We start from the raw sequence: 14696 nt of genomic DNA on the forward strand, positions 1-14696 counted from the left end.
AAAAAATTACACTTTGTCCTAACCTAAAAATCAATTCTTGGCCGTAAAAAATTTTAAACGATTTTAAATAAACTAATATTATTAAATTGATAATTTCATTTAGGAAAAGAAGAATTAAGCCTTAATTTCTTTTAATCATAAAATAAATACATAATACTTTAACTAAAGATTAACTTAAAATTGGGCTCAACAATAACAAAAAGTGTAAATATTTTCACAATAATTCACAAAAAAAGGTATTAATTCTGAAAGCTCCCAACAAAATATTATTCAAACTTAATTAATAATTTGGTTTTATAGTACCATACTTGTATACCGCAACTTGTTAATGGCTCATATATTCAATAAATTTACCCACTTAAATAATTAATCAGGGGGGGATTTACTCTTTTCTGTTTTGACTTAATGTAGTTGTAATTTTAGTCTCTAAGACTATATTAAGAATTAAATTGAATACATTACTACATTTTAACCCCTTAAGTCTCATAATTATCCTTATACCCCTACAAACTTCTAATAGATACAATTTAAAAATTAATTTTTGCAAAAATTAATTTTTAAATTACAATAAACTAATATTAATTTATTACAAATTGAGCTAATATTTTACTTATCAAAACTTACATTAAGAGAGGAGGTAATATGAAAAAATTTTTCATATTAATATTAATTTTTGGCTTGACAATTCAAATTTTTGCTAAAAACGATAGACAAGATAGAATTGAAAAAGGTATTGAAAGTTTTAATAAATATGATAAAGACAAAAAAAATCCAATCGGGCCGTTCCTTTTGAATTTATTTTTGCCTTTTGGAATAGGATCCTTTGTCCAGGGGGATTATATTGGTGGCGGCTCAGTACTTGGATTTAATTTGTTAGGAGCAATTCTTTGTGGAACTGGAATTATTCTTAATACTCGAGAAACACAATTAACCGGATCCATACTAATAGGAGTAGGAGCAAGCATGATTTTAACATCCTACGTGACCTCACTTATTATTCCATTCACATTTGCAAATCGGTACAATGAAAATCTTAAAAAAAGACTGAGCGCTGAACTTGTGGGATTTGAACCCAATTTTGATATTGGAACAAGCGGATTTCAACTGTCTTTTAAAAAGAGTTATTAAATAGTTATTAAAAAAAATGTAAAACAATAATTTTTTAAAATCTAATATTAAAAATCAATTTACCTATTAAGAAAGCATTAACACAAGTACTCTCTTCTTAGGCTTACCAATTAAATTTAGAATGTCCCTTAAACCCTTAAAATACAAAAAATCTTAAAATATTAAAAACTTGTATAATATTCAACCCAATTAAGAAATTGTTCTCAATGCCAAATTGGTACAATATTTTTAACAATTAATAATAACAATTACTAATTAAAATGTTCTAAACATTATCTTAAAATGATATAATTACTTATTATTAATTAAAACTACTTTTAAGGAGACTATTTTGAAAAAAACGATTATTGTATTTACCATATTAGTATTTATGTTTAATTGTACAAAAAAAACTAATAATGCCGAGTTAAATAATGATTTGGATGAAGAATCTCAAAAATTACAATCTAAATCAAATCTAGTTGATGACAATAGAATTGAATTTAGCAAAACAACACCTTTAGAAAAATTAATAAGCAAATTAAATTTAAACTATGATGAAAAAGAAACACTAACATTTTTAACAAGCTTATTAAAAGAAAAACTAGTAGACCCAAATATTGGTTTACATTTTAAAAATACTGGCGCAGATGAGAGCAAAATAGAAGAAACTATACACAAATTTCTATCAGATCTAAAAGAAGATGAAATAAAAGAAATGCTTGCAAAAATTAAAGAAAATAAAGATGCAAAAGAAAAAGATCCTGATAAATTAGATACTTACAAAACCGCGCTTGCTAGTGGATTCGATGGGATTTTTAATCAAACAGATTCCAAAGCCACATTTAATAACCTTAAAGACGCTATATAATCAACCAAGTTTAAAATTAATTAATTTTTAAAAACACTAGTTTTTATACTAGTATAAAAACTAGTGTTAAAAGCTAGTGATTAAAAACTACTAACTTTTAAAACAACTTCTTAGTTAACCAAAGAATTAAAATAACTTGCACTTTTTATTTTAGGATATTTTTCAATTATTTTTTTCATAGTAACATTAAAAAGCTTAGAATCAAGTGAAATTTTATAAACTTTTTTATTTTGTGGAGATTTCTTAGACTTAATGGTAATCTCAGCAATCATGTCCCTCCAAACTCCATTACTATAAAGATCAGTAAAAGCTTCAACTACTGTTTTAGCATCCTTAGAGCCAAAAGGATATGCGGTCACAAGCCCATATTCAACTGATTTTTCAGACATTGGAATTCCTCCCAAAACTCCTCCTCTACTTTCATCAAAATTTATATCGCTTCCCTTGCTTATCAATCTAAATCCAGAAACAGAATAAAACGGATCACTCTCACTAGTGGTCTCAAAGATTATTAACGGCATAGCATAAGAAACGTAATTCCCATCAACAGGAGTAACAAGATAAGAATACTTAATACCCTTAAGCTCTTCAATACAATTCCCAAACTCATTACACAAATCTCTGGCTTTAATTTTCATCCAACGAACATACACCGACCAAAAACCTACAGTGATTGTTTTTGTTCCTTCTAAAAACTCTATTTGGTTGTAATCAATAAATTTATTTTTATTTTCAAGCGATTTTAAGGTCCCATAATTTTGAAAATCAGACGCCAAACCAGAATCGTCTGAGAATGATCCAAAATTCATTGAACCCAAAGTTTCTTTTTTTTGACCTAGCCTAGATGCATTTTCTCCAATAAGTCCACTACTCTCTTTCTCCATTTTTGAATTATTATCTAAATGGCAACAAAGAATTAAAATCACAACAAATACAATGACTATTTTCAAAACGCTCCCCCTTTTAAAAATTCCTATATAATTTAAAAATTTTAAATTATATTATTAGAAGCAAATGTAGATCAATTAACAAAAAAATCAAAATAAAAACTTAACGCCTGATAATCTCTTTTTTCAAACTGTTTAAAATGCGATCTATATAATCATAAAGTTTTTTATTCTTACCAATATTTGTATAATAAAGTTTAAAAATTTCTAAAAGAGTATTTCTAACTTTAAGAATCAATCTTCTTCTGTTTTTATTTCCAATAGAGCCTAATACTTGTTTGAAAGATTTATTTGATTTCTCCATTTCTTTTAAGAAACCTTTAACATCATAATTTGATGTTATTTCCTCTAGCTTTCTCAATATTAACCTAGAATATTCCTTACCAAGTTTTTTAAACAAATCATCAAGATTTTCAAAATCGAACTCTCCGTATAACAAAACCCCACAAAGTCGCAACGTCTCTTCTTCCTCGTCTGTTAAGCTGCGATTCCAATTTAAATGCCAATCAAGCTCTGCCTTTGTAGCAAGAGAAAAATTTTTCAATTCAAGAAGCTCTTTGCTAACACTACTAATTTGTTGATCGATTGTTTTTTCAAGAGCAACAAGAATGTCCGCGTTTGAACCGCCGGCATTAATCTTGGTTAAATAAAATTGTTGACACAAATTCATTTCTAAAAGAGACATTTCATCTTCTCTATCACTTTTGTCAGAATAATTTTCAATCAATCTCACTAAAATACTTATTTTAGAAGATAAATCTTCCCACCGCTTTTTCCCTATATCAATCAAAAATTGATTAACATCTTTTTCGCTGTACTTATACTTTTCCAACATTTCATCATTGTTTAAAAGCCATCCACCAAGAGTATATCTATGTTCATCATTTTGCAAAGATTTCTTGAAAAACTCAAAATTTTTGTCCTCTTCCAAGTTTAAATTGGGAATCCAAATCCCATCATTAGTATTTTTCAGCAAAGCTTTACTGTATCTTGACTTACCAATATTACGCTTTGAAGACATTTTTAGCACAGACCCAGAATCATCTAAACTATTCAAATCATTACCTTCATGATCTGAGCCTGTCGATATTAAATTTTTAGAATTTTCCAAAGTTTGCAAATCCTTTTTAAAGTCCTTAAATTCTCTGGAATTTGCTGGGTCATTCTTTTTGCTTTTTAAATTACCCAAATTAGAATCTTTAAGCTTATTACTTTTAGACTCTAAAGATTTTTTTTGATTGCTGATTAAATTTTGTTTATTGCTGGAAATGGTAACTTTTAAATCTTCTTCTAAAGATTTACTATTACAACTAAGAAGCAATAAAAAGCTAATAACAGCTGCAATTCCTATTTTATTCATAAATTGAATTTCCTCTATTTAATTATAGGTTTAAATAAACTATAGCTCACTTTATATACACTAAATGTATGTACCACTTTAATTCTTATCATAAAAGGAATTAAGCTTAAAATTGTTTTAATAATTACCTTTTAAAGAAAGCCAACAAAGCCATATATTTACAACAAAAACAGACAAATATAAATAGAAAAATTAACTCTTCTTTAGAAGAGTTAATCAAACAATTAGCCAACATAAAAAAGTTAAAACGAAGCGGATGCATCATAGTTTTTTACAAGATTACAAGCCTCTTCAATGTTTTTAGTAGTAGCAAAAGATTGCCTCAAATTATCTATGTAAGCTTTTTCAACCTGTAACAATTGCTGCTTAGCATTAGCGACATTTGCATCATTTGAGCGCTCAAGAGCAATTTTGGCATTTCTTTTGGCTTTTAAGCACTTAACAACAGTAGCAAGCATTTCTTTTATTTTATTTTCATTTAAATTTAAAATTTGGTTAAACTTATCAGGACTACTATCAAGAACTACCTGCTCAATAAAAAACAAAGCTTCTTTTTGGTCATCATTTAAAGAATCTACAAAAGAGATTTTAGGTGCTCCACTTAACGAGCCATCAGAAGAATTTAACACCTTTGAAGACTTTCTCCTAATATCAGAATAATTAAATTCTTTACAGGAAAAGAATAATAAAATAACAAATAATAAAATTTTTTTCATACCGTCTCCCACACTGTGATTAAACAAATATTTAAATTTAAAAATTAAATGATTTTTTTTAAAAAAAAATATAAATTATAATATATCTCAAGATTTAAAATAATAAACATTTTATAAAACTTTATAGCAAATTCGAATAAAATATGTTAGAATGACCTTGGTAGTTAAAAATGGAAATTAAAATCGACGAAAAATTTAATATAGTATTTAACAATGATCTTAAATTAATAGAAAACATTGAAGAACAAAAACAACGTTTATTCTTTTATCTTAAGACACCAAAAGGCAGCTTGAAAGAAAATCCAAATTATGGATTTGACTTTAACTTTTACTTTAAGCTTTGCAAAGCCAATAAACTAGAATCTATTAAAAATTTTTTTTTAAACCTTTCAAAAGAACTAAAAATAGATCTTATTAACGTAAAACCAAGTATTAAAAACAAAACAATAACAATAGAATTTTTCTTTTTAGGAAAAGACACTTTAAAAATGGATTTTAAAATATGAGTATAATTTTTGATAAAAACTTAGGAATATTGGAAAAAACAATAGAAGAAATTCAAACTGAAAAAAAACATATTTTGAGAACAAAATACGGCATAAACATTAAAGATAATTCAATTTACGACATAATAAACTTTCCAAGCTCAAGCATTGACAAACAAATATCAGAAGTCTTAAAAGAGCTTTTTTCCAAAATAAAAGAAAATGGAAGCTATTTTAATGCACTCAAAGAAGACTTAAGCACACCCAAAAGCTCAACCTACGAAGCAATAAGAAAAGCTCTGCTAAACGTTGACGGGGTTAAGCACTTAAACATTCTAAGTGGGCCTGGAACAATTAACCTCTACTTAATACTACAAGACGATTGTTTTGCGGACAAAGAAAAAAATCAAATTAAAATTGAGACTAAGCAAAATATTTGGCAAGCAATATACTATACAGCACCAAGCGGAACTGTTTTTAAAGGTAATGTTGGAATTGAGTTTTTAAACAAACACAATCAAAAAAAAACATACAAATTCAGCTTAGGTGAGAAAAAATATGCATATCTTAAGGCAATCTACAAAACAGAAACAAAAGACGCAATCTACAAAGAAATAGATACTCAAATCAGAGACATCTACAACAAAATCCTAAACGAAAAATACACTGAAATGGGCACATCTCTTAGATATCAAGACTTTCTTGCACCAGTTAGCATTATTAAAGGAATAAAAGAGCTGAGAATCGGAACTTGCATTAAAAAAGATTTCACAAAAAAAATCACAGACCTTAATGATGGTGATTTTACATTCAATAAAGACGAAAACACTAAAGAGAATGAAATTATTATTTTTGATACAAACAAAAGACTACTTATTAACAGAGAATAAAAATGCACAAAGAGATACCAAAATTTTTAGAAAATACCCAAATTGAAAAGTTCATTTACAATGAGCTTGATTATAAAAAAGAGATATTAAGAGAACTAAAAGAACTGCTTGAAAACTTTAGAACAATCAATGTTAAAGGCAGTATTAACTCCAAATTTATTGCATTAATAATGCTTTCAATATTTAACGCATTTCACTTTAAAAAAGAGTTGGGCAAAAATCTTGTTAACTCTTTAGACGCCATTATTTTTGCAATCAAATCTATTGGCACTGATGAGAGCTTTATTGTACTCTTTAGGGCATTTTTACACGCAAATGTAGAAGTCAGCTCAAACGAAGACACTCCAGGCGAGATAATAATAAAATTACTTGGAAACATTAAGTCTCCGATTGAATTTAATATTGCAGCAAAAAATCAAAATAAACTTAAAAAAATAACTGCAAAACACCTTGGATTTAAAAAAGCTCTGGTTTCTAACTATATGCCCAAAGATTACAAAAATTCAGTATATGAGTTTATTAAAATATTAATCCCCGTAGGAAGGATAGTAAAAATCATAGACAAAGAACAAATAGAAATAAAAAGCACAAGAATAAAAAATTTTGCAAAGTAGATTATTTTTTCTGATCTACTAAAGTTTAAATAAAAATTTAAAACTAAAGAAATTAAAAAGGAGAATTTATGAATACAAACGAACCACAAGAAAGCATACAGATAAAAGATTTAAATAGAAAAACAAAAGTTAATCAAAGTGATCTTATTCCTATTGACGACATAGTAGAAGATACTTGTGCAATCACATACAAACATCTCCTAGAACAAATACAAAATGATACCTTTTACAACAGCGAATTTCAGTGCTTTAAAAAAGCAATAAAAGATGTAATTAGCAAAGAACTTTTAGAAAACAAAGAATATATAAAAAAAATTTACATTAAAGTAATCTCTGAGCTTTTAAAACTAAGCAAATCACCTGAGAACATAGATTTTGACACTGTTTTTAAAAAAGTTAAATCTACGTTTATTTCAAGCTTAAAACACACAAATACAAAATTGCCCTCAAATAAAATTTCAATTTACAACTCAACCACAAAAGATCTTGAACTTATTCAATTTGAAATTTTAATTGAAAGTTTAAAAGAAGTTTTTGCAGAAAAATCTGAAATAAATCAACTCAAAAGTGACTTAATTAACTATTTACAAATAAGTGATTTTACAGATAAATTCCTAAACGCTTTCAAATCAATCCCTAAAAAAACTTTTGATGTAAAAAATGAACAAATTGTAAGCTGTTATCAAAACGGAATCCCACAAACTGTAGATACTCCCATTTGGTGGCAAGGAAAACCATATGGCTTTGGGGGACAACACACAATAATTGATGACACCTCAATATTAGAATTTCAATATAAAAACAAAGCCACAACTATTGTGCTTAAAAACAAAAGCAGCATATCAATTATCATTGACGAATCGCACAAAGAAGAATACATTTACTTAAAAATTGACGCAGAAATTAGGTATTCAAGCTCAACAGAAGATCACAATAAGCAATTTTACCTTCAATTTTCAAGAAGTTCTGCCAAAATACTAATAGCCTCATTTTCTTCAGAAAACATGCCTACACTCAAAACACCAATTTACAATGGTTGGTACTTCGTTGGATCAGGAAGCATAGGCATGGGTCAAACAATGCCAATACTATACAAAGTATAAAAATAAATTTAAAGGAGATATTTATGAATACAATACTTATTTTTTTGTCAACAATTGACAATACAAAACTCATTATATTAGGAGGATTTATTGTGCTGGCAATTCTGCCGATGATTTCAGCAATAAATCCGCAGTTTAGAGAAAATTTAAACCTTATTATAAAAAAGCTCTTAAAAAATACAAATAAAAAGGAAACAAAATGAACAGTAAAATAAATATTAAATCCGGTCTTGAAGCTTTAAATAATTTATATGATTTTCTAAAAAGCGGTGATTCTCCAACAGAAATCAAAGTAGAAAAGGGAATATACTTAGGACTCAATCTTTACAACCTAATAATGAGTATTTACAAAGACAAAATAAACACCCTTGAGAAGGAAGAATCAATAAAAATATTAAATGATATTGAAAATGTGAATAATAAAATAACTCAACTTATATCAAGCATTAATGACGAGAGAGATGTAAGTATTATCGAGTATTTAAGAGAAGAGAGAAATGAACTAATGGCAATAAAAACCAAAGCGCTCCAAGAACAAATTCAAGGATCCCCAGAAGATTTACAAAAAAGCCATAATAAGAAAGGAGATAAAATTGAAAATTAAAAATTTGCCTTTTTTATTTCTATTAAACATGCTTATAATCTTTTCATGCTCTACAATAGCAAGCCTTCCAGAAGAGCCTTCATACCCAAAAGAGCAAACATTAAAGGCTTTAAGCTTATATGAAGCGCATCTTTCAAGCTATGTTATGTACTTACAAACATTTCTCGTTAAGACTAAACAAAAAGTAAATAACAAAAATTATCCTGAGTTTAAACTTTTTGACACTAGTAAATTAGAAAAAGATCAAAATCTAAAATCAATCAAAACAAACATTACTAATTTAAAAAATCACATCGATAAAATAAAACCAATAGCAACCCAAATTTACAAAAAATACTCAAAAAACATACCTTAAAGTCATTTAATTTTTCTTTTTTTCCTAAAGTCCCAATTTTGGGACTTTTTATTTTAATAAAAAGTATATATTTGATCTTTAACCAATCAAAGTCTATTATCATTTTATTTTTTTTTAATTTTCTATTTGTTATTTATTAATCTTATACTATAATTATACTTGTATTAAGTTATATTAATATAATATAAAAGGAGAATATATTATGAAAAAATATTTATTGGGAATAGGTCTAATATTAGCCTTAATAGCATGTAAGCAAAATGTTAGCAGCCTTGATGAAAAAAACAGCGCTTCAGTAGATTTACCCGGCGAAATGAAAGTTCTTGTAAGCAAAGAAAAAGACAAAGACGGTAAATACAGTCTAGTGGCAACAGTAGACAAAGTTGAGCTTAAAGGAACTTCTGATAAAAACAATGGTTCTGGAACACTTGAAGGCGTAAAAGATGACAAAAGTAAAGTAAAATTAACAATTTCTGATGATCTAGGCGAAACCAAACTTGAAACTTTCAAAGAAGATGGAACATTAGTGTCAAGAAAAGTAAATTTCAAAGACAAGTCTTTCACAGAAGAAAAATTCAATGAAAAAGGTGAAGTGTCTGAAAAAATACTAACAAGATCAAACGGAACTACACTTGAATACTCACAAATGACAGATGCTGAAAATGCTACAAAAGCAGTAGAAACTCTAAAAAATGGCATTAAGCTTCCAGGAAATCTTGTAGGCGGAAAAACAACATTGAAAATCACAGAAGGTACTGTTACTTTAAGCAAGCACATTGCAAAATCTGGAGAAGTAACAGTTGAAATTAACGACACTTCAAGCACTCCAAATACTAAAAAAACTGGAAAATGGGATGCAAGAAATTCAACTTTAACAATTATTGTTGACAGCAAAAACAAGACAAAACTTGTATTTACAAAACAAGACACAATAACAGTACAAAGCTATAACCCTGCAGGCAACAAGCTAGAAGGTACAGCAGTTGAAATTAAAACACTTCAAGAACTTAAAAACGCTTTAAAATAAGGAGAATTTATGAGACAATACTTAATAGGATTTGCATTAGTATTAGCTTTACTAGCATGTGCACAAAAAGGTGCTGAGCCAAAAACTCAAAATAGTGATCGAGAAATTATGGACTCCAACAAAGACTCGTCAAAAGATTCTAAGCAAGTTCTTACTACATCAACAGAAAAAGCAGTGTCTCTATTTAATGGTTACACCATTTTCGTAAGCAAAGAAAAAAATACATCTGGTAAATATGATTTAAGAGCAGTGGTTGATCAGTTTGAGCTTAAAGGAACTTCTGATAAAGATAATGGATCTGGAACACTTAAAGGTTCAAAAGCTGACAAGACTAAGATGACAATATCAATTACCGAAGATCTAAATTCAGTAACTGTGGAAACATTTGATTCAGGCAACAAAAAAGTTTCAAGCAAAGTTGTTAAAAAACATGGGTTATTAACAGAAGAAAATTTCAAAGCTGATAAATTAGACTCACAAAAATTAACAAGATCAAACGGAACCACACTTGAATACTCACAAATGACAGATGCTGAAAATGCTACAAAAGCAGTAGAAACTCTAAAAAATGGCATTAAGCTTGAAGGAAATCTTGTAGGCGGAAAAACAACATTAAAAATCACAGTAGGTACTGTTACATTAACAAGAGAAATTGAGAAGGACGGTAGAATAAAGCTCTTTTTGAATGATACTGATTCTAGTCCTACTAAAAAAACAGCAAAATGGGAAGACAGTACTAACACCTTAACAATTACTTCTAACCGCAAGAAAACTAAAGATTTAGTGTTCTTAATCGATGGTACAATTACAGTACAAAACTATAACTCAGCAGGCAAGCTTGACGGCCAAGCAAGTGAAATTAAGAGCCTTGGTGAACTTCAAGGTGCTTTAAAATAATATATAAGTAAACATCCTACAAAGGCATTGGCCAATGTAGGATATTGTTTATTATAACCTAAAAATTGAATTTATATATTTTTCAATTTGTTACTTCTAGAAAAAGTCTCTTAGGAGACTTTTTCCCTTGTAAAAAGAAAAAACATAAAAACAATACACCAATCAGGAAATTTAAGTCTTTAAAATTAAAATAAAAAATCTCTAATAAACTAAATGCACAACTAAAATTAAGAAAACTAATGGGGCTAATTCCTTCACTCAAGCCTAATTCTTGAATGAAGGATAATATAAATAACATAATCTAAATTCTTAATAAAATTAAACCCATCGCTAATAAGCTCACTATTTTAAATAAAAATTAACACGTAAAAATAATTTACTCTTAATATAAGTCTATTCTTTATTGTATTTTATTTTATTACAAAAACTTATTTTTGTAAAGTATATTTAACAAATATATATTAAATATACTTTTTTTATATTTTTTATATAAAAATACTTTACTTTTTTATGAAACTGTACTATTAATTAATTTAGAATTAAAGAAATTACTTATATTAGGAGTATAAAATTGAAAACATCAAATCAAAAATCACCAAACACTACAAAAAAGGTAAAAAAAACTACAAAGAACTTCCAACACAACTTAATTGTATTAATCTCTACTCTCAACTTTATAAACTTAAATTTAAAAAAATATACACAAAAAAACATACTTTATTTTCTAAATAAAAACCTTGAAAGAAATAAACAAAAACCCATAAAACTAAAAACACTACAAAACTATTTATACATACTAGAGAAAAAATTTAAAGTCACACTAAACTACTGCAAACATTTAGGAAAAAATTCTGGCAGTGAAACTTATTATAAACTTAAATATGAAAAAGAAAAATGCTACTTAATAATTAACACATACTTCAAGGAAAAAACAACTAATAAAATTAATGAATTTATGCAAAGAATAAAAAAATTCAATCAAATAAATAGTAGTGTTAAATGGGAGTGTATAAATAATACTAATAATATATATAAATATAAAGAATATAGAAATATACACAAAAATTATCAAAAAACAACAAGTAACAAAATATTAAAAAAATATTTAAGTAAATGTAACTTCAAAACAGAAATTCCATCTCTAATAATGGATTTAAAAACAACAAATAAGATCAAAATTTACCATCTAAGAAACTTAAAACACATCGAAAACGACCTTAAAGAAATAGATCCTAAAAACATCGAAAAGCACCTCTCAAATGCAATAAAAGAAAATATAAACAATCCAGGATACTTATGTAAATTTTTCAAGAACAATGGATACAAAAAGCTAATAAATAAAATAAAAGAAACAAATAAAAAATATAAAAACAAAACACAAATTTTAAGAAAAATACTTGCAGAAAAAATAAAAGAGTTAGAAAACCAGCAATATAAAAAGGAAGATTTAGAGAAATTTTTTAGCAAAACATACGAAATCTACAAAGTAAAACCACATTTCATAATAGAATATAAAAAATATCCAGATTTAGACAAACTGGTAAAAAGAGCAAAAACAGAAACTTCCAAGATCCAAGACAAAATGGCCAAGCTAAAAAGTATAAAAAACAATATTTTTAGTATATTATTAGAACAGTTAAGGCATAAAGTAGATAATGATAAATTAATTCCTACTTTAAAGAAATTCATTGAGAATGAGCCTGATCTTAAATATAGCAAGGTATTTGACAATTCCTACTATAATAATTTGATTAAAATAGTGAGCTAAAAAATGTATAGTTTAGCGTTGCTAATAAGGAAAAAGGAAAAAAATGACGGCTTTACTTGAACGATTAAAGCAAAAACAAAAAGAATTAAAATTAGACACAGACAATAAATCAAAATTCAAAAAAGAAAAAAAGACCAATGTCTTTTCTAAGATTGAGGAGGTTAAAGGCAGAAAGATATACCATACTAAAATCTTTAATGATTTTTATACATTTGGAATAAGCAAAAATGAGCCTACTAAATTTTTCATTTCCTTAAGAGGAATTTTTAATATAGAAGAAATAAGTATGTTTCATTTATTTTCTTTAAGAGAAGACGATGAATTTTTAGGAATTTATTACGGAATAAGAAAGCTTGATAAAGCGTTTATTGTAAAGAATTTCAATAAAAAAGAAACGTATACTCTTCGAAAATGTGAATATATTGAATTTAAGTTTAAGAAAGGTTCTGTTTTTTGTTATTTAAACGGTCTTCATATTTTACTCAAAAAAGATCGGGTCAACAGTCCCTATTACAATACACTTTTAAATATTATTTTAGAATTAGAAACCGAGCTTTATGCGTTCTATAACAAAAAATTATCAAAGGGGGGAATTATTCCTGAATGGGTAAAAAAGAGACAAAAGTAATAACTATTGCAAGCATAAAAGGTGGTGTTGGCAAGAGCACAACAAGTTTAATTTTTGCCACACTGCTTTCAATCAAATGTAAAGTTCTTTTAATAGATATTGACACTCAAGCTTCAACAACAAGCTATTTTTTCAATAAAATTAAAGATAACAACGTAGATCTAATAAACAGAAATATATACGAGGTATTAATATCAAATTTGCATATAGATAATGCATTAATAACGATTGACGAAAATTTGGATTTAATTCCAAGCTATTTAACATTACATAAATTTAATTCAGAATCTATTCCGTATAAAGAATTTAAATTAAAAGAACAGCTAAAGTTACTTAGTAATCATTATGATTATATAATACTTGATACAAATCCCAGTTTAGATTTTACTTTAACGAATGCTCTTGTGTGCAGTAATTATATAATAATACCAATAACAGCAGAAAAATGGGCTGTTGAGAGTTTAGATTTGTTTACTTTTTTCATGAACAAGCTATTATTAACTTTGCCAATGTATTTAATCAATACTAAATTTAAAAAAAACAACACTCACAAAGAACTTTTAAAGGTTTTAGAGAAGAATAGTAATTTCTTGGGGACAATATCTGAGAGAGAAGATTTGAACAAAAGAATAGCAAAAAACGACAGATTTGATTTGACGAAGGATTACATAATGGAGTACCAAAACACGCTTAACATGTTTTTAAATAAATCAGGTTACGTACACTAAGTGTACTCAATTGTAAAGGAGGAGTATAAGTGGAGATAAAGATAAATAAAAGGAATTTATCTGAGAGTGTTAACGAAGAAGAACAAGCACTTATTCATTATAATAAGCTTAAAGAAAAATTAAACATCAATTTTCAAAAAGAAATTTATTGTAAACTAGAAGCAATGAAGGTTTTAAAAGAAATTAAAGATAAAGAATATTATAAACTTGACAACTATTCTAGTTTTGATGATTTTGCAAAAGACTACAGACTTGCTCGAACTCAAACATATAAGTATCTAAAAATTGCAACAGCAATAGAAGAAGGTTTGATTGAAGAGAAGTATGTGGTTAAAAACGGGATCAATGAGACAATTTGTTTGCTTAAAACAAAAGAAAGTCCGAGTTTAAAAAAATCTAACCAAAACCCAATAAAACCGCTGAGATTTCAGCTTAAAAAGGAAGAATCTTATTCTTTTTATAAAAAAAATGCTAAGCTTACAAGCTTTCTTTTGGAAAAAATTTTTTTTGAGGAAAAAGATTTTTTATTAAAAATAATTGAAGAATTTAAAACTTCAAGAAATAAACGAAAATAAAATATTTATTTGCAAAACTTA

18 protein-coding genes are annotated in these 14696 nt (G+C 27.0%); 15 read left to right on the top strand and 3 right to left on the bottom strand.

The features are described 5' to 3' along the window. The first annotated feature begins 642 nt into the window (after positions 1 to 642). Positions 643 to 1128 (top strand): P13 family porin, encoded by a 486-nt coding sequence (locus tag BVAVS116_RS04430; protein ID WP_012665635.1) that lies wholly within the window; start codon positions 643 to 645, stop codon positions 1126 to 1128. Positions 1129 to 1459: 331 nt separating this feature from the next. Then, complete coding sequence (locus tag BVAVS116_RS04435; protein ID WP_012665636.1) at positions 1460 to 1978, top strand: hypothetical protein; 519 nt, start codon at positions 1460 to 1462, stop codon at positions 1976 to 1978. Between the two features lie 110 nt (positions 1979 to 2088). Here the strand turns inward: BVAVS116_RS04435 and BVAVS116_RS04440 are convergent, their stop codons facing one another. The 3 genes from BVAVS116_RS04440 to BVAVS116_RS04450 all read right to left on the bottom strand — a co-directional run bounded on the left by BVAVS116_RS04440 (position 2089) and on the right by BVAVS116_RS04450 (position 5001). Continuing rightward, positions 2089 to 2928 carry a S2/P23 family protein gene (locus BVAVS116_RS04440; RefSeq protein WP_012665637.1) on the bottom strand — a complete coding sequence of 280 codons (840 nt, stop codon included), beginning with the start codon at positions 2926 to 2928 and terminating at the stop codon, positions 2089 to 2091. A 100-nt stretch (positions 2929 to 3028) separates the two neighbouring features. Then, the gene (locus BVAVS116_RS04445; RefSeq protein WP_012665638.1) at positions 3029 to 4285 is read right to left on the bottom strand and encodes a hypothetical protein; all 1257 of its coding nucleotides are present in this window, start codon (positions 4283 to 4285) and stop codon (positions 3029 to 3031) included. Between the two features lie 242 nt (positions 4286 to 4527). Beyond that, positions 4528 to 5001, bottom strand: coding sequence for a BBA07 family lipoprotein (locus tag BVAVS116_RS04450; RefSeq protein WP_012665639.1), 474 nt, complete (start codon positions 4999 to 5001; stop codon positions 4528 to 4530). A gap of 170 nt (positions 5002 to 5171) precedes the next feature. Between BVAVS116_RS04450 and BVAVS116_RS04455 the strand changes: the two genes are divergently transcribed. From BVAVS116_RS04455 to BVAVS116_RS04520, 13 genes are all read left to right on the top strand, one after another. Beyond that, positions 5172 to 5507, top strand: coding sequence for a contractile injection system sheath initiator (locus tag BVAVS116_RS04455; RefSeq protein WP_012665640.1), 336 nt, complete (start codon positions 5172 to 5174; stop codon positions 5505 to 5507). Then, the gene (locus tag BVAVS116_RS04460; protein ID WP_012665641.1) at positions 5504 to 6376 is read left to right on the top strand and encodes a DUF276 domain-containing protein; all 873 of its coding nucleotides are present in this window, start codon (positions 5504 to 5506) and stop codon (positions 6374 to 6376) included. The genes BVAVS116_RS04455 and BVAVS116_RS04460 overlap by 4 nt, the downstream gene beginning before the upstream one ends. Positions 6377 to 6378: 2 nt before the next feature. After that, a complete protein-coding gene (locus BVAVS116_RS04465; protein WP_012665642.1) occupies positions 6379 to 6990 on the top strand; it encodes a DUF735 family protein in 612 nt (203 codons plus the stop codon). Between the two features lie 68 nt (positions 6991 to 7058). Beyond that, positions 7059 to 8093: a DUF685 domain-containing protein gene (locus tag BVAVS116_RS04470; protein ID WP_012665643.1), complete on the top strand. Its 1035-nt coding sequence runs from the start codon at positions 7059 to 7061 to the stop codon at positions 8091 to 8093. Between the two features lie 23 nt (positions 8094 to 8116). Beyond that, on the top strand, positions 8117 to 8296 hold the full coding sequence (locus BVAVS116_RS04475; RefSeq protein WP_012665644.1) for a BlyA family holin: 180 nt from the start codon (positions 8117 to 8119) through the stop codon (positions 8294 to 8296). Beyond that, positions 8293 to 8697, top strand: a complete 405-nt coding sequence (locus tag BVAVS116_RS04480) for a BlyB family putative holin accessory protein (protein WP_012665645.1) — start codon at positions 8293 to 8295, stop codon at positions 8695 to 8697. The genes BVAVS116_RS04475 and BVAVS116_RS04480 overlap by 4 nt, the downstream gene beginning before the upstream one ends. Continuing rightward, a complete protein-coding gene (locus BVAVS116_RS04485; RefSeq protein ID WP_012665646.1) occupies positions 8687 to 9052 on the top strand; it encodes a BBA14 family lipoprotein in 366 nt (121 codons plus the stop codon). The genes BVAVS116_RS04480 and BVAVS116_RS04485 overlap by 11 nt, the downstream gene beginning before the upstream one ends. 202 nt (positions 9053 to 9254) lie before the next feature. Beyond that, on the top strand, positions 9255 to 10079 hold the full coding sequence (gene ospA / locus BVAVS116_RS04490; protein ID WP_012665647.1) for an outer surface lipoprotein OspA: 825 nt from the start codon (positions 9255 to 9257) through the stop codon (positions 10077 to 10079). 9 nt (positions 10080 to 10088) lie between these two features. After that, positions 10089 to 10976: a lipoprotein P35 gene (locus BVAVS116_RS04495; RefSeq protein WP_012665648.1), complete on the top strand. Its 888-nt coding sequence runs from the start codon at positions 10089 to 10091 to the stop codon at positions 10974 to 10976. A 571-nt stretch (positions 10977 to 11547) separates the two neighbouring features. Next, the gene (locus tag BVAVS116_RS04505; protein WP_012665650.1) at positions 11548 to 12744 is read left to right on the top strand and encodes a plasmid maintenance protein; all 1197 of its coding nucleotides are present in this window, start codon (positions 11548 to 11550) and stop codon (positions 12742 to 12744) included. A gap of 43 nt (positions 12745 to 12787) precedes the next feature. Then, positions 12788 to 13372 (top strand): DUF226 domain-containing protein, encoded by a 585-nt coding sequence (locus BVAVS116_RS04510; RefSeq protein ID WP_012665651.1) that lies wholly within the window; start codon positions 12788 to 12790, stop codon positions 13370 to 13372. Continuing rightward, entirely contained in the window at positions 13348 to 14100 is a 753-nt protein-coding gene (locus BVAVS116_RS04515) for a ParA family protein (protein ID WP_012665652.1), read from the top strand. The genes BVAVS116_RS04510 and BVAVS116_RS04515 overlap by 25 nt, the downstream gene beginning before the upstream one ends. Positions 14101 to 14129: 29 nt before the next feature. Further along, positions 14130 to 14675, top strand: a complete 546-nt coding sequence (locus BVAVS116_RS04520) for a chromosome replication/partitioning protein (RefSeq protein WP_012665653.1) — start codon at positions 14130 to 14132, stop codon at positions 14673 to 14675. Positions 14676 to 14696: the final 21 nt, after the last annotated feature.

It is taken from the genome of Borreliella valaisiana VS116, assembly GCF_000170955.2.
Taxonomy (GTDB): domain Bacteria; phylum Spirochaetota; class Spirochaetia; order Borreliales; family Borreliaceae; genus Borreliella; species Borreliella valaisiana.